Annotated in this window: 21 protein-coding genes and 1 pseudogene; 12 read left to right on the forward strand and 10 right to left on the reverse strand. The window is 67.7% G+C overall.

Going from position 1 to position 19,959, the window contains the following annotated elements; all coding sequences use genetic code 11:
• Positions 1–14: 14 nt before the first annotated feature.
• The 4 genes from DIE12_RS06400 to DIE12_RS06415 all read left to right on the forward strand — a co-directional run bounded on the left by DIE12_RS06400 (position 15) and on the right by DIE12_RS06415 (position 4,730).
• Positions 15–743 carry an aspartate/glutamate racemase family protein gene (locus DIE12_RS06400; protein WP_124486018.1) on the forward strand — a complete coding sequence of 243 codons (729 nt, stop codon included), beginning with the start codon at positions 15–17 and terminating at the stop codon, positions 741–743.
• Positions 744–753: 10 nt separating this feature from the next.
• On the forward strand, positions 754–2,169 hold the full coding sequence (gene hydA, locus DIE12_RS06405) for a dihydropyrimidinase (RefSeq protein WP_124486019.1): 1,416 nt from the start codon (positions 754–756) through the stop codon (positions 2,167–2,169).
• 69 nt (positions 2,170–2,238) lie between these two features.
• Complete coding sequence (locus tag DIE12_RS06410; protein WP_124486020.1) at positions 2,239–3,438, forward strand: serine hydrolase; 1,200 nt, start codon at positions 2,239–2,241, stop codon at positions 3,436–3,438.
• Entirely contained in the window at positions 3,438–4,730 is a 1,293-nt protein-coding gene (locus DIE12_RS06415) for a serine hydrolase (protein ID WP_124486021.1), read from the forward strand. Before DIE12_RS06410 ends, DIE12_RS06415 begins: the two co-directional genes overlap by 1 nt.
• A gap of 163 nt (positions 4,731–4,893) precedes the next feature.
• On the opposite strand, the gene DIE12_RS06420 is transcribed toward DIE12_RS06415, so the two are convergent.
• The gene (locus DIE12_RS06420; protein WP_124486022.1) at positions 4,894–6,252 is read right to left on the reverse strand and encodes an aspartate aminotransferase family protein; all 1,359 of its coding nucleotides are present in this window, start codon (positions 6,250–6,252) and stop codon (positions 4,894–4,896) included.
• 469 nt (positions 6,253–6,721) lie between these two features.
• Between DIE12_RS06420 and DIE12_RS06425 the strand changes: the two genes are divergently transcribed.
• Both DIE12_RS06425 and DIE12_RS38535 read left to right on the forward strand, forming a co-directional pair.
• Positions 6,722–7,303 carry a hypothetical protein gene (locus tag DIE12_RS06425; protein ID WP_124486023.1) on the forward strand — a complete coding sequence of 194 codons (582 nt, stop codon included), beginning with the start codon at positions 6,722–6,724 and terminating at the stop codon, positions 7,301–7,303.
• Positions 7,304–7,484: 181 nt separating this feature from the next.
• Positions 7,485–7,843 (forward strand): annotated as a pseudogene (locus tag DIE12_RS38535) (endopolygalacturonase); the annotation flags it as partial.
• A gap of 90 nt (positions 7,844–7,933) precedes the next feature.
• Here the strand turns inward: DIE12_RS38535 and DIE12_RS06435 are convergent.
• Both DIE12_RS06435 and DIE12_RS06440 read right to left on the reverse strand, forming a co-directional pair.
• A complete protein-coding gene (locus DIE12_RS06435) occupies positions 7,934–8,440 on the reverse strand; it encodes a GNAT family N-acetyltransferase (protein ID WP_124486024.1) in 507 nt (168 codons plus the stop codon).
• Positions 8,441–9,011: 571 nt separating this feature from the next.
• The gene (locus tag DIE12_RS06440; protein ID WP_044844961.1) at positions 9,012–9,626 is read right to left on the reverse strand and encodes a glycine zipper 2TM domain-containing protein; all 615 of its coding nucleotides are present in this window, start codon (positions 9,624–9,626) and stop codon (positions 9,012–9,014) included.
• Positions 9,627–10,077: 451 nt separating this feature from the next.
• Between DIE12_RS06440 and DIE12_RS06450 the strand changes: the two genes are divergently transcribed.
• From DIE12_RS06450 to DIE12_RS06460, 3 genes are all read left to right on the forward strand, one after another.
• Positions 10,078–11,277 (forward strand): amidohydrolase family protein, encoded by a 1,200-nt coding sequence (locus DIE12_RS06450; RefSeq protein WP_124486026.1) that lies wholly within the window; start codon positions 10,078–10,080, stop codon positions 11,275–11,277.
• Between the two features lie 80 nt (positions 11,278–11,357).
• On the forward strand, positions 11,358–12,542 hold the full coding sequence (locus DIE12_RS06455) for an amidohydrolase family protein (protein ID WP_124520255.1): 1,185 nt from the start codon (positions 11,358–11,360) through the stop codon (positions 12,540–12,542).
• A gap of 65 nt (positions 12,543–12,607) precedes the next feature.
• Positions 12,608–13,096, forward strand: coding sequence for a nuclear transport factor 2 family protein (locus DIE12_RS06460; RefSeq protein ID WP_124520254.1), 489 nt, complete (start codon positions 12,608–12,610; stop codon positions 13,094–13,096).
• A gap of 58 nt (positions 13,097–13,154) precedes the next feature.
• Here the strand turns inward: DIE12_RS06460 and DIE12_RS06465 are convergent, their stop codons facing one another.
• Together DIE12_RS06465 and DIE12_RS39010 are read right to left on the reverse strand one after the other, a co-directional pair.
• Entirely contained in the window at positions 13,155–14,021 is an 867-nt protein-coding gene (locus DIE12_RS06465; protein WP_124486029.1) for a LysR family transcriptional regulator, read from the reverse strand.
• Positions 14,014–14,376 carry a hypothetical protein gene (locus DIE12_RS39010; RefSeq protein WP_185640963.1) on the reverse strand — a complete coding sequence of 121 codons (363 nt, stop codon included), beginning with the start codon at positions 14,374–14,376 and terminating at the stop codon, positions 14,014–14,016. The genes DIE12_RS06465 and DIE12_RS39010 overlap by 8 nt, the downstream gene beginning before the upstream one ends.
• Between DIE12_RS39010 and DIE12_RS39015 the strand changes: the two genes are divergently transcribed.
• Complete coding sequence (locus DIE12_RS39015; protein WP_409333438.1) at positions 14,296–14,637, forward strand: hypothetical protein; 342 nt, start codon at positions 14,296–14,298, stop codon at positions 14,635–14,637. The two genes, DIE12_RS39010 and DIE12_RS39015, sit on opposite strands and share 81 nt — an antisense overlap.
• On the opposite strand, the gene DIE12_RS06475 is transcribed toward DIE12_RS39015, so the two are convergent.
• From DIE12_RS06475 to DIE12_RS38000, 3 genes are all read right to left on the reverse strand, one after another.
• Positions 14,519–15,208, reverse strand: a complete 690-nt coding sequence (locus DIE12_RS06475; protein WP_124520253.1) for a nucleotidyl transferase AbiEii/AbiGii toxin family protein — start codon at positions 15,206–15,208, stop codon at positions 14,519–14,521. The genes DIE12_RS39015 and DIE12_RS06475 overlap by 119 nt on opposite strands.
• The gene (locus tag DIE12_RS06480; protein WP_124486031.1) at positions 15,205–15,684 is read right to left on the reverse strand and encodes a helix-turn-helix domain-containing protein; all 480 of its coding nucleotides are present in this window, start codon (positions 15,682–15,684) and stop codon (positions 15,205–15,207) included. Before DIE12_RS06480 ends, DIE12_RS06475 begins: the two co-directional genes overlap by 4 nt.
• Before the next feature lie 111 nt (positions 15,685–15,795).
• Entirely contained in the window at positions 15,796–15,957 is a 162-nt protein-coding gene (locus DIE12_RS38000) for a hypothetical protein (protein ID WP_185640962.1), read from the reverse strand.
• Between the two features lie 217 nt (positions 15,958–16,174).
• On the opposite strand from DIE12_RS38000, the gene DIE12_RS06485 reads away from it, so the two are divergent.
• Positions 16,175–16,978, forward strand: coding sequence for an ABC transporter substrate-binding protein (locus DIE12_RS06485; RefSeq protein WP_124486032.1), 804 nt, complete (start codon positions 16,175–16,177; stop codon positions 16,976–16,978).
• Between the two features lie 55 nt (positions 16,979–17,033).
• Positions 17,034–17,882, forward strand: coding sequence for a phytanoyl-CoA dioxygenase family protein (locus DIE12_RS06490; RefSeq protein WP_044844966.1), 849 nt, complete (start codon positions 17,034–17,036; stop codon positions 17,880–17,882).
• Between the two features lie 161 nt (positions 17,883–18,043).
• Here the strand turns inward: DIE12_RS06490 and hutC are convergent, their stop codons facing one another.
• Both hutC and DIE12_RS06500 read right to left on the reverse strand, forming a co-directional pair.
• Positions 18,044–18,781 (reverse strand): histidine utilization repressor, encoded by a 738-nt coding sequence (gene hutC, locus DIE12_RS06495; protein ID WP_044844967.1) that lies wholly within the window; start codon positions 18,779–18,781, stop codon positions 18,044–18,046.
• Positions 18,782–18,824: 43 nt separating this feature from the next.
• Entirely contained in the window at positions 18,825–19,589 is a 765-nt protein-coding gene (locus DIE12_RS06500) for an SDR family oxidoreductase (protein ID WP_124486033.1), read from the reverse strand.
• Positions 19,590–19,959 lie beyond the last annotated feature (370 nt).

Raw genomic sequence — 19,959 nt, forward strand, 5'->3', positions numbered from 1 at the left:
AGAGAAAACCCATCATGAAGAAACGTACCCTGCTCGGCATGCTCACCCCTTCGTCCAACACGTCGCTCGAACCGCTGACGAGCGCGATGGTCGCCGGCCTGCCGGGCGTGTCCGCGCACTTCGCGCGCTTTCCCGTCACCGAAATCTCGCTGACGGGCCAGGCGCTCGGCCAGTTCGACGACGACAAGATCATCCAGGCCGCGATGCTGCTCGCGGACGCGAAGGTCGACGTGATCGCATGGAACGGCACGTCGTCCGGCTGGCTCGGCTTCGAGGCCGACGAGCGGCTGTGCCAGCGCATCACCGAAGCGACCGGGATCCCCGCCACGACCTCGGTGCTCGCGCTCAACGAGATCCTGAAGAAGACGAACGCGCACGAGTTCGGCCTCGTCACGCCGTATCTCGACGACGTGCAGACGAAGATCGTCGACAACTATCGCCGCTCGGGGCTGAACTGCATCGCCGAGCGCCATCTGAACCTGAAGGTCAATTTCTCGTTCTCCGAAGTGACGGGCGACCAGATCGGCGGGATGGTGCGCGAAGTGGCGAAGGCCGGCCCGCGCGCGATCTCGATCTTCTGCACGAACCTGAACGCCGCGCACCTGGTGCCGGCGCTCGAGGAAGAGACGGGCATTCCGATCTACGACACGATCTCGACCGTCGTGTGGAAGTCGCTGCAGCTCGCCGATTACGACACGCGGCAGGTGAAGGGCTGGGGGCGTCTCTTCAGCGACGTGATCTGAGGCGCGCGTCATGTCGAACGATCTCGATTTCGTGATCCGTCACGCGGACGTCGTGACGGCGGCGGACCGGTTCTCGTGCGACATCGGCATCCGCGCGGGGCGCGTGGCCATGCTCGGCCACGGGCTGCCGCGCGCGCCGCGCGAGCTCGATGCGAGCGGCATGCTCGTGATGCCGGGCGGCGTCGATGCGCACTGCCACCTCGACCAGCCGATGCCCGACGGGCTGAAGATGGCCGACGATTTCCTGTCCGGCACGCGCTCCGCGCTGTGCGGCGGCACGACCACCGTCGTGCCGTTCGCCGCGCAGGCGAAGGGGCAGTCGCTGCAGGCGGCCGTCGACGACTATCACCGGCGCGCGGAAGGGCGCGCGCTGATCGACTACGGTTTTCACCTGATCGTCGCCGATCCGACGCCGCACGTGCTGGCCGACGAGCTGCCGCGGCTGATCGCGAACGGCTACACGTCGTTCAAGGTGTACATGACCTACGACGACCTGAAGCTGAATGACCGGCAGATGCTCGACGTGCTGTCGGTCGCGCGCGAGCACGGCGCGCTCGTGATGGTGCATGCGGAGAATTCGGACTGCATCGGCTGGCTGACCGAGCGGCTGCTCGGCGACGGCCACGTCGCGCCGCATTTTCATGCGCACGCGCGGCCGGCCGTGGTCGAGCGCGAGGCGACGCATCGCGCGATCGCGTTCGCGGAACTCGTCGACGTGCCGATCCTGATCGTGCATGTATCGGGCGCCGAGGCGATCGAGCAGATTCGCTGGGGGCAGTCGCGCGGGCTGCCAATTCTCGCCGAAACCTGCCCGCAGTACCTGTATCTGACGGCCGCCGATCTCGGTCATCACGGTCACGACGGCTACGAAGGCGCGAAATGCGTATGCAGCCCGCCGCCGCGCGATCCGGCGAACCAGCAGGCGGTGTGGAAGGCGCTGAAGCAGGGCGTGTTCTCGGTATTCTCGTCCGATCACGCGCCGTTCAACTACGACGATCCGTGCGGCAAGCATCCGGGCGGGCAGGCCGTCTCGTTCGACCATATCCCGAACGGCATTCCGGGGCTGGAGACGCGCCTGCCGCTGCTGTTCGACGGCGTGCGCAACGGGCGCCTGTCGCTGCACCAGTTCGTCGAGCTGACTTCGCTGCGCCCCGCGAAGCTGTACGGGCTGTATCCGCGCAAGGGGACGATCGCGGTCGGTGCCGACGCGGATATCGTCGTGTGGGATCCGGACAAGCGCGTGCGGATCGCGAATGCGTCGCTGCATCATGCGGTCGACTACACGCCTTATGAAGGGATCGAGGTGACGGGCTGGCCGCGTCATTGCCTGTCGCGCGGCGAGCTGCTCGTCGAGGACGGCCGGCTGCTCGCGGCGGAGCCGGGGCGCGGGCAGTTCCTGCCGGCCGGCAAGCCGTGCCTCGACTGATGTCGCGCGATGCGATTGCGATGTGAGCGCCCGCGCGACGCGGCGGGCGCCGTTTCAACAGGAGCTACGATGAGCGTTTCCCTCGCAATGCGCGGCCTCGCGGCCGCGGCGATCGTCGCCGGGTCATGCGGCGGCGGCCCGGCGCTGGCTGCCGGCGGCGCGCCGCAGGATCCGCCGAGCGTCGTGCCCGAAGCGGCCGGCGTCGATTCGGCGCCGCTCGTGCGGCTGTCCGAATGGCTGCGCCGCGACCGGATGGACGTGCGCAGCCTGGTCGTCGTGAAGGACGGCAAGATCGTGTTCGAGCGCTACGGCGACGGCCTCACGCGCGACAACAACTACGAGCTGTATTCGGTGACGAAGACGATCACCGCGCTGCTCGCCGGCATTCTCGACGGCGATGGCAAGCTCGGCCCGTCGACGAAGGTCGCGCCGCTGATCGCGGCCGCGCGGCCCGATCTCGCGGGCGAACTCGCGGACAAGCAGGATATCGAGCTGCGGCACCTGATGTCGATGTCGAGCGGGTTGCGCTACACGACGCGCGAAGGCACCGATCCGCTGTACTACGACGCGCCCGACCGGCTGCAGGTTGCCGTGACGAGCCGTGCCGCGCAGCCGCCCGGCACGCATTTCGACTACATCGACGTGAACCCGGTGCTGGTCGGTACGGCCGTGTCGATCGCCGCGGGCGAGCGCGAGGACGACTTCGCGCGCGAGCGGCTGTTCGAGCCGCTCGGCTTCGCGCACTACCGCTGGAGCGGCGCCGACGGCACCGGCGCGGTGGCGGGTGGCTGGGGCCTGCGGCTGCGCGCCGTCGACATGGCGAAGATCGGCATGCTGCTGCTCGACAACGGCCGCTGGAACGGCAAGCAGGTCGTGCCGGCCGGCTGGGTCCGGCAGATGACGACGCCATCGCCGGCCGCGGCCGACTACGGCTACTACTGCTGGATCGGCCATGTCGTCGAGCGCGGCACGCCGGAATTCGGCGCGATGGGCTTCAAGGGGCAGTTCATCACGGTGCTGCCCGCGCAGCGCGCGGTCGTCGTGATGACGAGCCTGCTGCCGACCGACGGCGGGTTGCGCGACGCGACCTACCTGAACCTCTATCGGCGGATGGTCGACGACTACATCCTGCCGGCGCTCACGCCCGCGCGGCCGCCGGTCGAAAGCGCGGCAGCCACGCAGGCGCTGCGCGACGAACTCGAGCGCAGCCGGCAGACGAAGGGGGTGCCCGGTACCGCCACCGCGTTCAACGATGCGCCGGAGATTTGATGAGGATTGCAAATTTCAGTGACCATTCGTCCGTGTGGCGTTCCGATGCACGGCGGCCCGCTGCGCCGTTCATGCGCCGGCTGCTCGCACGGGTTGCCGCGTTGCTGATCGGCGGCGGGGCGCTGGCCTCGGCATCGGCACCGATGCTGTCCGCGGCGCACGCGGCCGACGCGTTGCCGCTGCATGAAACCGGCATCGCGGCGGCCGCACCCGAAGACGTCGGCGTCGATTCGCGCAGGCTCGTCGCGCTGTCGCGCTGGATCCGCGAGCAGAAGCTCGACGTGTACAGCCTGCTCGTCGTGAAGGACGGCAAGCTGATCTTCGAGCGCTACGGCGCGAACGCGTCGCGCGACTCGACCTACGAGCTGTACTCGGTGACGAAGGCCGTGACGTCGCTCGTCGCGGGCATCCTGGTCGAGCAGGGCGCCGTGCAGCTCGACGAGCCGGTGGCCGCGCGGCTTGCCGCGTGGCGCCCCGAGCTCGGCGGCGCGCTCGCGGACAAGCGCGGCATCGAATTGAAGCACGTGCTGTCGATGTCGAGCGGCCTGCATTACGACTTCAGCCCGAAGGACGATCCGATCTACTACACCGCGCCGGACCGGCTGAAGCTCGCCGCGTCGGCCGCGCCGAAGGTCGCGCCGGGCACCGCGTTCGAGTACACCGACGTGAACCCGATCCTCGCGTCGGCGATGTTGAGCGCGGCGGCCGGCGAGCCCGTCGAGCGCTATGCGCGCACGCACCTGTTCGGCCCGCTCGACATGAAGCGCGCGGCATGGGAGCGCGCGGATCGCACCGGGCTCGTGTCGGCCGGCTGGGGGCTGCGGCTGCGCGCCGTCGACATGGCGAAGATCGGCATGCTCGTGCTCGACGGCGGGCGCTGGCAGGGGCGGCAGGTGGTGCCGCGGGCGTGGATCGCGCAGATGACGGCGCCGCGCGTGTCGCCGCACTTCGGCTACTACTGGTGGATCAACAACATCGTCGACAGCGAGCCGGAATTCGACGCGATGGGCTTCAAGGGGCAATTCATCACGGTGTTGCCGAAGCGCAATACGGTGATCGTGATGACGGGCGTGCTGCCGGTGGACGGCGGCCTGCGCGACGCGGAGAACGTGAAGCTGTTCCGGCGGATGGTGAACGGCTACATCCTGCCGGCGCTCGATGGCGGTGCGGCGTCGGGGCAGGGCGGCGGCGCCGGCGATACGCTTGCGGCGCTGCGCGACGAACTCGAAGTGAGTGCGCGCACCGCGGGCGTGCCCGGCACGCAGCTCGATCCGACGGATCTGCCGAAGTAGGCGCGTCGATACGTGTGCGGCGCTGCGTGTGGAGCGGGAAGTGAGTGCGTGCTCCGTGGGCGTGCCCGGCGCGCAGGTCGATTCGACGGATCTGCCGAAGTAGCGTCGGGCATGTGTCCGGTCGGCCCGATGCAGGCGGGCCGGACACACCGCGTGTCCCACATCACACCAGTTCACCCAGGCACGCGTCGAACTGCGCGACGAGCGTGTCGACATCGTCGGCCGTCGTCTGCGGACACACGAGCATCATGTTGTGGAACGGCGTGATCAGCACCCCGCGGTTCAGCAGATACAGATGCACGATGTGCTCGAGTTCGCTGTCGAGCTGCTCGCCGGCGATCGTGCCGTTGCGTGGCGGCACCGGCGTGAACTGGAACTCGGTGCGTGCGCCGATGCGCGTCACGCACCACGGCAGCCGATGCTTCGCGATCGCCTGTTCGAGCCCGGTCGCAAGCCGCGCGGCCAGTTCGAACATATGCGCATACGCGGCATCGGTCGCGACGTCGGCGAGCGTCGCGCGCATCGCATGCATCGCGAGCATGTTCGCGGTGAGCGTCGTGCCGATCCCGGAATGGCCGGGCGGTGCGCTCAGCTTCGCCTGTTTCGCGCGTTCCGCGAATTCGGCGCTGAATCCGTACACCGCGCACGGCACGCCGCCCGCGATCGGCTTGCCGACCACCAGCGCGTCCGGTTCGAGACCGTGTGCGGCCGCGTAGCCACCCGGGCCGCTGCTGATCGTGTGGGTTTCGTCGATCACGAGCAGCGTGCCGTAGCGGCGCGTGAGTTCGCGCGCCGCCTCCCAGAAGCCCGGCTCGGGCAGGACCATGCCGATATTCGTCATCGCCGGCTCGGCGAGCACGCATGCGACGTCGCCATCCTTCAGCGCCGCCTCGAGCGCGGCCAGATCGTTGAACTCGACCACGCGCGTGTTCGCCAGCAGGTCGTAGGACTGCCCCAGCAGGCTGTCGCGCTGCACCGGGCGGCCGTCGACGAGATCGACGAACACGTCGTCGACCGTGCCGTGATAGCAGCCGTTGAACACGACGATCGTGTTGCGGCCGGTGGCCGCGCGCGCCCAGCGCAGCACGAAGCGATTCGCGTCGCTCGCGCTCAGCGCGAACTGCCAGACCGGCAGCCTGAAGCGGCGCGCGAGTTCGCGCGACACCCAGGCGGCGTCCTCGCTCGGCAGCATCGTCGTGTAGCCGCGCGTCGCCTGTTCGGCGAGCGCGCGTGCGACCGGCTCGGGCGCATGGCCGAACATCGCGCCCGTGTCGCCGAGACAGAAGTCCGCGTAGCGATGACCGTCGACGTCGGTGAAGGTCGCGCCGCGCGCCTCCTTCACGACCAGCGAGAACGGGGTCGACCAGTCCTGCATCCAGTGCAGCGGCACGCCGAACAGCAAATGCTCGGACGCTTCCGCGGACAACGCGCGGGAGATCGGCATGGCTTCGGTGAATGCACGGCGCTCGCGATCGAACAGCGCGCGGGCGCGGATGAGGTCGACTCCGTGGCGGGAAGGCAAAGGCAACTCCTGGGCTGTGAAGGTGGAACAACGATAGCGCGGCGGGCGGGGGCTGAACAGACGCAGAATTACCGACACCGATGCGCAAGTGAGTACGGCATGTTCGCGGCGAATTCCTGTTTGATTTCGAGATTGCACAGGTAAATCGAAACCCGGCAGAAACATGAAGGTTTTCATGGATTCTGGTATGAGGTTTCGCGACCTATCGTGGTGGTAAGCCGTGGCGCATGCGGTCTGCCGGATGCCATCGTTGCTGGCTGTGCAGCGTATCCGACGCACGATCGCAATGGCTGGCGGGTGCTTCGATCGCACACGCATACGGCTGAGCGAAGCGAATTCCACCTCGCATTGCAGGCCAATTTCGGGATAACGGAATGCGGATTTTTCATTGCGATGGTGATCGGGCGCTCGAAACGGGCCGGCTATTTCGGCAACCGGGTTTCAACCATCCTGAAAGCGGGACCTCACAATGAAGATCCACCATCAACTCGCCGCGCTCGCCGCTTGCTGCGCATTGACCGGCCTGACGTACGCCGGGCCGACATCGCCGCAGGCGGTCGTCAAGAAGATCACGCTGACCGCGAACATCGGCGACAGTCTGTTCGTTTCGAGGCCGGACAACTCGGCGTTGGGCGATGTGGTCGAACTGAACGCGACGGGCGGCGCGCAGCAGACCGTCGGCGCAACGTTGCCGATTCGCGTGCGCGCGACGAATCCCGATATCAACGTCGTACTGTTGCGGCCGTCCGGTTCGCCGAGCGGCGTTGACGGCCTGGCCGATGTGAAGGTCGGTCTGACGGACAACGCGGGCGACCGGGGCACGGTGCCTGGCGCCGGCCGGCCGGTCCGGCTGGCGAAGCGCGGACACGACGGTTTCGACGGCTACGACGAAACTCATGACGTGAAGATCAGCGCGCACGTGCAGGACGTGCGCGGAACCGGGCAGCCGACTGTCGGCCGTAATCCGGCCAGTGTCGTGCTGGTGTTCGAACCGGCCGCGTCGGCTGGACGCGAGCCGGCGGTGGAGCGGGTTTCCGCAGTCGGCGAGTAAGGCCGTGGCCCCGTCGGACGTATCGGGCGGGGTCTTTCAGTCGAAGTTTTTGCGCATAAACATACGACAACCTATCTCTTGGGGCGCGAAATTAGATGTGAGTGTGTACTCACATTTACGGCATTAGACCAATGTAATCGGAGTAAACAACCAATTCATCCCCAGCCTCGATCGCGTCTAGGCTGCACAGTATGGTACGACGACATATGAATGGGGCGCGTTCGACCGCGACGATCAGCCCGCGAACGATGCGGTACACACGCGGCCGCCGGTCGCGCGGAACGTGGCGATCTCGGACGTGACGTTGAGCGGCGTGACTGCGTCGTGTTTCCAGGCGATCGTCGTGCAGGGGCCGGTTGCGTTCGACTACAACGGCACGCCGCCGCTGCCCGCCGTGCAGCCGATTTCCCGCGTGACGATCGGCAACTACGACTTCGGCACGCCGGTGTATCGGGCATGCCGATGGTCACATCGCCGGGGGCGATCCATGCATTCAATGTGAGCGCGATGACGCTGACGAACGTGACGATCGCCAGGCAGGCAGCAACGCGACGAGCACCGGCAAGCGGTGGCGCAACGGGGTGGAGGGGCGTTCGCGTGCGGCCGGCCGATGCGCGCGAACGCGACGCGTCATGCCAGCGTCTTGACCATGTGATGTTCATCGTAGAAGCGGCCGTCGACGAACAGCGAACGCGGTTCCGTGCCGAACCGGACGAACCCTTGAGACACATACAAGCGTTCCGCGGTGCCGTTGATCTCGTTCACGCACAGGATCAGTTGCCTGCACTTCCACGCATGCGCCGCATGCGCGGTCGCGCCGTCGAGCAGCGATTGCGCAATGCCGCGGCCACGATACGCGGGGTCGACGAACACGCCCCAGATCGTCGCCTTGTGCGCGACCTTGGCGCGCGCGTCGCGGCGCACGCCCGTGATGCCGACGAGCGATGCATCGTCGAATGCGCCGAACACGGCGCGCTCGTGGGTGGGCGTGATGCGCGTCGCGAATTCGTCGACCGGGACGCCGGCTTCCTCGTCGCGGGTCGGCAGGAACGAAGTCGGCGACGAGTCGACCGCGCGCAGGCGAACGGACTGGAATTGCGCCGCGTCGGCGGCGTCGAGCAGGCGGATCGTGATCATCGGTCGGTGTTGTCGTTGGTGTGCCGGAAGGTCGGAATCTGCGGCGCGGTGCGCGGCAAGGCATCGACCGATGCTAATCGAAAACACACGCATTTGCCGGTGCGATCGGCACGCCGCATCGACAGGCGTGAAGCGCGCTACCGAGGCGCGAGTGATGGTCGGGATGACGCGTGGAGCATCGCTGCGCGTTCGCGAAGTCCGCAGGCAATCGTGCTCGGGGCGCCGAACGCATGCGCGTGGAAACGAGCCGGATGCGAACGCACCTGCCGTTGCGTTGGACGCGAACGCGTGCATGTGGCGCGCGACGTGAGGAACGTGACGACGCAGTGCCGTGCGCGACAGGCATGCCGCGCCGACTCGTGGAAGAGGGATGAAGTGAAGCGCGTGCCGGCCATTGCGCCGAAGCGCCGCCGGACACGCGAAATACGTCCGCGACGTGAGGGGGCCGCGATATATGTGATGCGCCCGATCAGTTCAGGCGCATGCGATCCGCCTCGATACCGCCTCCGCGACGTGAGGTGTCCGCGATACGTGTGATGCACCCGATCAGCTCAGGCGCATGCGATCCGCCTCAATACCGCGACAGCTGATTGCCGTTGATCTGCACGCGATCGCCCGGGCGCAGGTCGCCCGGCGACTGCACGTCGAACGAGCGCGTCGAGCCGTCGCTCACCCGCACGTCGATCCGGTAGCTGCTCGGCGGCTGGGCCGCGCCCATTTGCTGGCCGATCTGGTTGCCGGCGACGGCGCCGCCGAGCGCGCCGATCACGGTGGCCGCATCGCGGCCGTGGCCGCGGCCGAACTGGTTGCCCACCAGGCCGCCGACCAGCGCACCGACGACGGTGCCGGCGACGCCCGACGTGCCGACCGAGCCGTTGATCGGCTGGATGTTCGCGACGGTGCCGTATTGCGTGCCGTAGCCGTTGCCGTACTGGCCGCCGTAAGGCTGCGGGTTGCCGTACTGGTCGTACTGCGGCGCCTGGTTCGGATAGGCCGGCTGCTGCGGCTGCACGTAACCCGGTTGCGAATACGCGGGTTGCGCGTAGCCGGGCGTCGCGTACTGTTGCTGCGGATAGCCCGGTTGCGCGCCGTAGTAGCCCGGCGCGACACAGGCGGTCAGCGGAAGCGCCGCCACGGCGACGAGCGTGGCGAACAGAACGGTCTTCGTGGAAGGCATGCGCATCATGATGTTTCCTGCATCGGCAACGTGTTCGCCGACGAATTCCGGGACGGGTGGCGAACTCGGCGTGAGTATAAGGAAAGGGCGGATGCACGTCCGGTGCGGCCGGGTAACAACGTGTAAAGTCTGTTGCCGCGCAAATCGCGGTGCGGCGCGGCCGAGATTCGACGATGCGGTTCGCCGTCCGGCAGCCGCGTGAGGGCGCCGATTGTGCGACGATCGGCATCCGCGGGCGCCCGCCCGGTGATCACACCCCATCTTCGCGCCACGCCCGACGGGCAGCTCGCCCGCATATCGCGAAATCGAATGCGCGGCATCGCGACATTTAATTGGCCACTGGCCGCCCCGTCCGATATCGTGACCGCACATCCCTGCCAACGGTCGCGCCGTGCCGGCTGCGGTGCCTTCCCCTGTCCGCGTCGGCGTCGCGCAGCGTCCGCCCCACTCATTCCGACTCATGACCGATCGCTTCTTCACCAACGCCGTCGATGCCGGCGGCCGGCCCGTCAACCTCGTCGTCAATGACGGCCGCTTCGTCGCGATCGGCACCGATTGCACTGCCGCACCCGGCGCCGAAACGATCGACCTCGGCGGCCGCGTCGTGCTGCCCGGCTTCGTCGACGGCCACATCCATCTCGACAAGAGTTTCGTCGGCGACCGCTGGGTGCCGCACCAATCGGTCGACTCGCTGCGCGAGCGGCTCGTGGTCGAGAAGCGCCAGCTCGCGGCCGCGCCGCCGATCGTCGAGCGCGCGAATGCGCTGATCGCGCAGGCCGCCGCGTTCGGCACGATCGCGATGCGCAGCCACGTCGACGTGGACGCGACGACCGGCCTGTCGAACCTGCACGCCGTGATGGCCGCGCGCGAACAGTGGCGCGGAATCGTCGACATCGAACTGGTCGCGTTTCCGCAGGCCGGCGTGGTGACGTGCCCGGGCACCACCGCGCTCCTCGATGCGGCCGTGCGCGAAGGCGCGGACGTGGTCGGCGGGATCGACCCGACGACGCTCGACGGCGACGCGGACGGCCAGCTCGACATCGTGTTCGGCATCGCCGAGAAGCGCGGCGCGAAGATCGACATCCACCTGCACGAACCGGGCGAGACCGGCATCGCGCAACTGCTGCGGATCGCGGCGCGCACGCGCGCGGCCGGCCTCGGCGGCCGCGTGAACGTGAGCCACGCGTATGCGCTCGGCCAGGTCGAACATGGCGACGTCGAGCGTGCGGCCGCGGCACTCGCCGACGCCGGCGTGTCGATCCTGACCAACGCGCCGGGCGACTGCGCATTCCCGCCGGTTCAGCAGCTGCGCGACGCGGGCGTCCACGTGTTCGCCGGCAACGACAACATTCGCGACGCGTGGTGGCCGTACGGCAACGGCGACATGCTGCAGCGCGCGATGATGGTCGGCTACCGCTCGGGCTTCCATACCGACGAAGCGCTCGGCATCGCGCTCGACATGGCGACGCACGCCGGCGCGCGCGCGCTCGGCCTCGCGCACTACGGCATCGCGGTCGGCTGCGACGCGAGCTTCGTCGCGGTGCGCGCGCCGAATGCGGCGGCCGCCGTCGCCGGCGTGCCGGCCGAACGCTGGGTGTTCCGGCGCGGCGAAAGCGACACCGGCGCGCCGTTCGCGCCGGCGCTGCGTTTCACGCGCTGACGACCCGACCGCCGTCGCGGTGCGTGCATCGCGACGGCTTCAAACTGACTGAACGATTGACCGACCACACCGGAACCGACATGACGAACCTGCTGATCCGCAACGTCCGCACGCACGCCGACGAAGCGCTCGACATCCTGATCGACGGCGAGCGCATCGCGCGCGTCGGCCCGTCGCTCGACGCGCCCGCCGGCTGCGCGATCGAGGACGGCGCGGGCGCGCTCGCGCTGCCCGGCCTCGTCGAAGGCCACACGCATCTCGACAAGACCCACTGGGGGATGCCGTGGTATCGCAACGCGGTGGGGCCGCGTCTCGTCGACCGCATCGAGAACGAGCGCAATTACCGCGCGACGAGCGGCCATGACGCGGGCACCGCGTCGCTCGCGCTGTCGCGCGCATTCCTCGCGGCCGGCACGACGCGCATCCGCACGCACGTCGACGTCGACACCGAAGCCGGGTTGCGCCATCTGCACGGCGTGCTCGCGACGCGCGAGACGCTGCGCGGCCAGGTGGAGATCCAGATCGTCGCGTTTCCGCAGTCGGGCGTGCTCAAGCGGCCCGGCACGGCCGCGCTGCTGTCCGACGCGCTCGGCGCGGGCGCCGACCTGCTCGGCGGCCTCGACCCGTGCGCGATCGAAGGCGATCCGGTCGAGGCGGTCGACGTGCTGTTCGGGATCGCCGAGCGTCATGGCCGCGGCCTCGACCTGCATCTGCACGAACGCGGATCGATGGGCGCGTATTCGCTCGATCTCGTCTTGCAGCGCACGGCCGCGCTCGGCATGCAGGGCAAGGTCACGATCAGCCACGGCTTCTGCCTCGGCGACATCGCCGAGCGCGAGCGCGACGCGCTGCTCGCGCGGATGGCCGAGCTCGGCGTCGCGATCGTCACGACCGCGCCGGCCGCGGTGCCGGTGCCGTCGGTCGTTGCGTGCCGCGCGGCCGGCGTGACCGTGATCGGCGGCAACGACGGCGTGCGCGACACGTGGACGCCGTACGGCTCGCCCGACATGCTCGAACGCGCGATGCTGATCGGCATGCGCAACGATTTCCGCCGCGACGACGCGCTCGAAGTCGCGCTCGACTGCGTGACGCACGGCGCGGCACGCGGTTGCGGCTTCGCCGACTATGGCCTGGAAGCAGGCAAGCGCGCGGACGTCGTGCTCGTCGATGCGCTGACGTTCGCCGAGGCCGTCGTCGCGCGGCCGACGCGGCGGCTCGTCGTGTCGTCGGGGCGGATCGTCGCGCGCGACGGCGCGCTGGTCTGAACCGGGCGCCGCATCGTGCCGGGTATGATCGGGCTTCCTTCAGCCTGATCTTCCGGGAGACGACGATGCGACGCACACGCACGATGGCCGCACGGGCCGCAGGATGGATCGCCGCGGCGACGTTCGCGACGGCGGCCGCGCAGGCGATGGCCGCCGGCGTGGGCGGTGCGGACAGCGCGCAGCAGGAAGCGAATCGCCGCACGGTGCTCGCGTTCTACGAGAAAGGCCTGAACGAGAAGGATGCGGATGCCGCCCTCGCGTACGTCGGCGAACGGTACGTGCAGCACAACCCGAACGCGGCCGACGGCCGCGACGGTTTCCGCAAGTTCGTCGCGTTCCTGCGCGACAAGTATCCGCAGTCGCACAGCGAGATCAAGCGCTCGTTCGTCGACGGCGACTACGTGATCCTGCACGTGCACGCGGTGCGCGAACCCGGCACGCGCGGCAGCGCGATCGTGGACATCTTCCGCCTCGAACACGGCAAGATCGTCGAACACTGGGACGTGAACCAGCCGGTGCCGGAGCAGGCGGCGAACGGGAACACGATGTTCTGACGGTCGGTTTTCTCGACATGCGCCGCCGCCCGGTCGATGCCGGCCCGCATCGCTGCGCTCATTCCTGCTCGTGCTCCAGCATCGCCGCGAGCGCCTTCGTCAGCTCGCTGACCATCGGATCGGCGGTCGGCCGATGCAGGATCGCGATGTCCATGTGCTCGATCGGCGCGAAGCCGCCGTGCGCGTCGGTCAGCACGACGTGGTCGTCGGTCACCACGCGCGCGGGCAGCACGCTGATGCCGAGCCCGTCCGCGACGGCTGCCTGGATCCCGCTCAGGCTCGACGTCGTGAAGCTGATCCGCCAGCGGCGGCCGCGTTCCTCGATCGCCTTGATCATGTCGTCGCGATAAAGCCCGCGCGGCGGGAACACGACGATCGGCACCGGATCGAGGTCGATCGTCGGATGCTGCGCGCTGTCGATCCAGCGCAGTTTCTCCGGCCAGCGCACCACCGCCTCGCGGCTGTCGCGCCGCTGCTTGATCAGCACGAGATCGAGCTCGCCGCGATCGTAGGCCGCGCAGATGTCGCGGCTCAGCCCGCACGTGACCTCGAGCTTCACCTGCGGATGATCGCGCTTGAACGCGGCGAGCGCATGGGTCGTGCGGCCCGCCGCGAAATCGTCGGGCACGCCGAGCCGGATCGTCAGCGCGACGGTCGCGCCCGACAGCGCTTCCAGCATCTCGTCGTTCAGCGCGATCATGCGCCGCGCGTAGCTGAGCACCGTCACGCCGGCGTCGGTCGGCCGCACGTCGCGCGTACCGCGATCGAGCAGGCGATGCCCGGCGATCTCCTCCAGCCGCCGCACCTTCTGGCTGACCGTCGACTGCGTCGAATGCAGGCGCGCGGACGCGGTCGTGAAGCTGCCGCAGTCGGCGACCATCACGAGCGCGCGCAACAGGTCGAGGTCGAACAAAGGTCTATTCATTTCTGCACTTTTTCGGATTCGAGCATTTCATTTTCAAATGCGTGCGACGACTTTTAACATGGCCCGAGACCGCGGGCAATCGCGGTTTCGCCGGACCCGGCGCGGCTGTGCGGGCGGACTTGCAAGGAGGCACCGGGGGTTTTTCAAACGGATGGCGATCGTCGGCGCGTTTGTGTTGATGAAGCTCACGAGTGCCGCCGCCGACGGTGGCGCGCTCGAAGGGGCGGCCGAGCGTGGCCACGGCGACACGGTGCGCACGTTGATCGACACGGGCGTGAAGGTCGATCACGTGAACCGGCTCGGCGCGGCCGCGCTGCTGGAAGCGATTGCGCTCGGCGACGGCGGCGAGCGCCATGTGCGGATCGTGCAGTTGCTGGTGGATGCGAAGGCGGACGTGAACCTGGCCGATTCGAACGGCGAGACACCGCTGTGGCATGCGCGCAGCCGAGGTATACGAAGATCGAGCGGATTTCGGGGGCAGCGAAAGGGCAGTGGCGTCAGCGGGGATGCGATTTGCGCGCGGTGCCGGTGTCGGGAAGCTGGCGGAGGAACTCGCCGGCCAGATTCACGCAGTAGTCGAACGACGGCGTGTAACCGAGTGTCGAGATATCGTTGAAGCGAGACTGAACGAACGTGCGACGTTCGTCGAGCAGATGCAGGAAGGTATCTCGATGGCGAACGAGAAATGCGCTTGCCTCCATCAGGCTCTCCGGCTCCCGCTCGATGACCAGGCAGAGATCGAACAGGTCCCGCGCGGTGGGACGATCTCCGCGATGCCACATTTTCTTGGCCACGATTTCCGCTGAAGTCTCGACCTTGACGATGTGGTCCATCAGCATCCATTCGTCGTAACCGGGAGACATCAGGTTTCGGGAGACCACGAAGTCGATTTCACCGTCGGGCAACACCAGTTTCACGAAACCGGCGTGTTCCTCGTACTCGGTCGTGATGTCGGATGCGGCGTCGCTGATGCGTGGGTTCACGTACCCGAGGTACTGCGGGTCGGGTACGAAGATATCGATGTCCTTGCTGACACGATGTCCGTGACGCAGCATGAGGACGGTGCCGCCGCCAAATGTCCAGAACGGATGTGCCGTGCCGTACTGGCGTATCTCGTCGATTAGCGTCAGCGTTTTGCGGAAAAGCCCCTGCCACGGGCCGTCGGGCAATTCGGCCGGTGCAGTCATGCCCATACCTCCCGGTACAGATGAAGATCCTTCGACCATGCGGCCAGGTTTTTCCAGATGGCGCGAAGCGGCGTGCCGGAGCGTGCGGCCGCTTCTTCGGCGGCCTTCACCACCACCGGCAACGGCACCTCGTCGAGGATGACGGAGATCTGCGATTCGTACCCTGCCGGAATTTGTCCCGTGGTCAGCGCGTCCGCCAGCAGTCGCTCGGTCAATTCACCCTTATAGCTGACGTTCGAGCTCACGACGGCCTTGTAGAGGCCGCTTTGGGCCGATCGCGGCTGCGCCAGGAGTTCGATGCCGAGCACGCTGAGCAACGGGATGAGCTTGTTGATTCCAAGATCCTTGACCTTGCCGGTTTCGAGCTGGTTCACCGTGAGACGAGACAATCCGGCGAGTTTTGCAAGCTGGGCCTGTGTGAGATCGAGTTCCGCCCGCCGTTTGGCAACGGCCTGACCGATTTCATAGAGTTGCATGTTCACCTCCCGACGCAGGTTCACCGCACGAAAATGTAAGTTATATCTTACATCTCGATGGTATGCATTGTCACGCATGGACGCGGGTGCGGTATAGGATGGATGGTCTGTTCAAGCGAAGAAAATGTTGCGAGAGACGGCGATCGGTCGCGCTGTATAGACATACTCGCTCGACGGAAATCCGTGAAAACTCGTTTTGTGGCAGTCAAGCATCACCCCGGGTAAACGCTCAAAATATGGAGAAAATCGTGTAAATGCCCATTTTTCGCTCATCTATTCTGCTCCTTTCCCCGATTTAATTTCCCCGACTCCCTCAATCCGCCCCACATCCATTCCTTCCGCTTGCGCTCGAAAATCAAGCGGTCTAGACTGCATCGCAGCTTCATCGAAGTCCCCGTCTTTCGCGTACCGCGCCGGGCCAGCCGGCACGACGCTCCCCAACGGACGCCCGGCGCCTTCCCCCGCCACGTCGAGACCAAAAGGACACACCATGAACCGCACTGCAAGGCTTCTCGCTTCCGCGCTGGCGTTCGCGCCGCTCGTCTCGTTCGCGCAGGACACGGCGACGATCCGCTGGGGCATCGATCCCACCTATCCGCCGTTCGAGGCGAAGCAGCCCGACGGCTCGCTCGCCGGCTTCGACATCGACCTGCGCAATGCGATCTGCGAGCAGCTGCGCGCGAAATGCGTGTGGGTCGAGCAGGGTTTCGACGGGATGATTCCGGCGCTGCGCGCGCGCAAGTTCGACGTGATCATGTCCGCGATGACGGCCACCGACGAGCGGCTCAAGCAGATCGACTTCTCGAACAAGCTGTATGCGTCGCCGGGCGCGCTCGTCGCACCGGCCGGCTCGAAGCTGCTGCCGACCGCGGCGTCGCTCGCCGGCAAGCGCGTCGGGATCGACCAGGGCACGACGCAGGAGGCCTACGCGAAGGCCGAATGGGCGACCAAGGGCGTGACGATCGTGTCGTACCAGAACCAGGACCAGGTGTATCAGGATCTCGTGAACGGCCGCCTCGACGCGACCTTCCAGGACAAGACGCAAGCCGGCTATTCGTTCCTGAAGACGCCGCGCGGCAAGGGTTATGCATTCGCGGGGCCCGACGTGACCGACGTGCGCATCACCGGCTACGGCGTCGCGATGGGCGTGCGCAAAGGCGACGCCGAGATGAAGAAGCGGCTGAACGACGCGATCGTCGCGATCCGCGCGAACGGCACGTACCAGAAGATCGCCGCGAAATATTTCGACTTCGACATCTACGGCGCCAAGCAGCAGCTGACTTCCGCGCCGTGAACCCGTGACCCTGCAATTCCATGACCCCGTGGCTCAATCAATCGACAGGCAACCCATGACGAGTATCCAGGAACGCGTCGCGAAAGCCGTGACGCCCGAACTGATCGCCGCCTTCCGCGACGAAGGCGCGGTATGCATCAAGGGCATCTTCTCGCCCGACGAAGTGGCCGCGCTGCGTGCCGGCATCGACGCGAACCTCGCGCAGCCGAGCGCGCGCGCGAAGGTCGCGAGCCGGCCCGACGATCCGGGCTGGTTCTTCGAGGACTTCTGCAACTGGCAGCACAACGACGCGTATCGCGACTTCATCGTGCGGTCGCCCGCGCCGTCGGTGGCCGCGGCGCTGATGGGCACGCAGACGGTGCGGCTGCATCACGACCACCTGCTCGTGAAGGAGCCCGGCACGCGGCAGCGCACGCCGTGGCACCAGGACCAGCCGTACTACAACATCGAAGGCGACGACAACGTCAGCATGTGGATTCCGGTCGATCCGGTGCCGCTCGAATCGACGCTCGAATTCGTCGCGGGTTCGCACCAGGGGCCATGGCTGATGCCGCGCACGTTCATGGACAAGGAGGCGAAGTGGTTCCCGGAAGGCAGCCTCGCCGACCTGCCCGACATCGAAGCCGACCGCGCGGCGTTCCCGATCCGTCACTGGGCGCTCGAGCCGGGCGACATGGTGTGCTTCCGGATGCTGACGCTGCATGCGTCGGGCGGGACGCAGAACCGCCGGCGCGCGTTCTCGATCCGCTTCGTCGGCGACGATATCCGTCATGCGCCGCGCCGCTGGAAGACGTCGCCCGATTTCCCGGGACTGGCCGACGAACTGCCCGACGGCGCGCCGCTCGAGCATGCGCTGTTTCCGGTCGTGTGGTCGCGCGGCGCGGGGCAGGTCGGGGCGATCTGAGCGGCGCGGATCGACTACGTCGCGCGACATCGAGCGACATCGAGCGACGGCAAGCGACGGCAAGCGACGGCAAGCGACCTTCAGCGACGCCATGCGCGCGGTGGCCGTTGCTTCGCGAAGCGGCGCGCCCCGCGTGGTCTCTTACCCGCGCTGAGGAAGGTTCAGGTCTGGTGACGTCCGGCGCCCGGCTTGAAGCGCGAGCCGAGCCGGTAGCGGTTGCCCGGATGCAGGAAGTGCACGAACGTGACGGGCAGCCCGTTCGTCCAGGTGCGGCGCGTGAGCGTGAGGCACGGCTCGTCGGCGCGCATGTCGAGCAGCCGCGCCTGTTCACCGGACGGCAGCGACGCGTCGACCACGTGCTCGATCTCCAGTTCGTAGTGCGACACGTTGTTGAACAGGTATTCGGACGGTGGCTCGGCCTGGAAATCCTGATCGATGAATTCGGGCGCGGCGGCCGGGTTCACGTAGCGATCCTCGAGCTGGATCGGGCGGCCGTTTTCCTCGTGCACGCACACCACGTGAAACACCGGCGTGTTGACCGCCAGCCCGAACGCGGCCGCGACGTCGAACGACGCGGGCTCGCGCGACTGGCTGAGCACGCGGCAGCGGTACTCGTGGCCGCGCGCGCGGATCTCGTCGCGGATGTGCGCGATCATCAGCAGGTTCGACTGCGGCTTCACCTCGGCGACGAAGGTGCCGACGCCCGCGATGCGCTTCAGCACGCCTTCCTCGGTCAGCTCGCGCAGCGCGCGGTTGACCGTCATGCGCGCGACGCCGAATTGCGCGGCGAGATCGAGTTCGGACGGAATGCGGTCCCCCGGGCGCCAGTCGCCCGCATCGACGTTCTGGCGAACGAGTGTCTTGATCTGCTGGAACGGTGCGGTGGTCTTCGTGACCATCGGGGATCCTTGGGGAAGGGCAATCGCGAAATTCTATCCCGGATCAGGACGCGGGCAGTTCGCGAACGTCGGCCGTCGGCACGGATCCGAACGCATCGCTCAGCGCATAGCCGATCAGCTGCCGCGCGGCAGCCTCGGGTGTCGACAGCGCGCCGCTCGACTTCAGTTCGTCGAATTTCTCGCGCATCGGGAAGTTCGCTTCGCTGGTCGAGCGGATCGTCGCCTGCATGCCCGTATCGACGACGCCCGGCGCGACGCTGCAGATCCGCAGCGCGCGGTTCGCATCGAGCGCGACGGCGCGCGCGTGATGATCGAGCGCGGCCTTGGTCGCGCAGTAGACGCTCCAGCCCGCGTACGCGTTGCGCGCGGCGCCGCTCGACACGTGCAGGATCCGGCATTCGGTCGGCGCCGCTGCCGCCTGCACGAGCGCGGCCGACAGCATCAGCGGCGCCGCGACGTTCAGGCCGACCGCGCGCGCGACGAGCGCCGGATCCTGTGCGTCGAGCGGCCCGATCGGATCGACGATGCCCGCGTTGTTGAAGAGCAGCACGATCGACGCGCCGTCGACGAAGCGGCGCAGCGTGTCGCCGGCGAGCCAGGTTGCGACGGCCGACGTGTCCGACAGGTCGAGTTCGATTTCGGCGAAACGGTCGCCGGCCTGCGCGGCGAGCGACGGATGACGGCTGCGCGATACGCCGAGCACGGCGATGCCTTCCTGCAGCAATTGTTCGGCAAGCGACGCGCCGAGGCCGCGCGTGTGTCCGGTGACGATGGCGCGCACGTGCGGCGCGAGAGAGGAGGCGATCATGGCGGTGAACGAGTGAACGGTTGAAGCGTGTTGACAGGCGCGGCGCGCAGGCGGGGCGGCACGGCGTGCGGGACGGGCGATGCGCGGTATTGAACTGGCGGACGAATCCGGCCGAGCGCCGCGCGTCCGGGTGTACGCATATCGTAGCGCCGGCCTGCGCGACGCGCAAACGCGGGACGACGCCGCGCGTGAGCGCGGAGCATGCGTTCGTGCGGCCGAACGCAGGCGTCGTCGTGCGCCGCCGCACGGCCGAACCGTTGGACGAAAACCGGCCGCGGCAAGTGCGCGCGCCGCGGCGGCGAGTGGCGCCGGGCCTCACGTCGCGAGCTATCATATGGCTCGCCCGTTCGCGACGCCGGACGGGCCGCGA

It is taken from the genome of Burkholderia sp. Bp9015, assembly GCF_003853505.1.
Classification (GTDB): Bacteria; Pseudomonadota; Gammaproteobacteria; order Burkholderiales; family Burkholderiaceae; genus Burkholderia.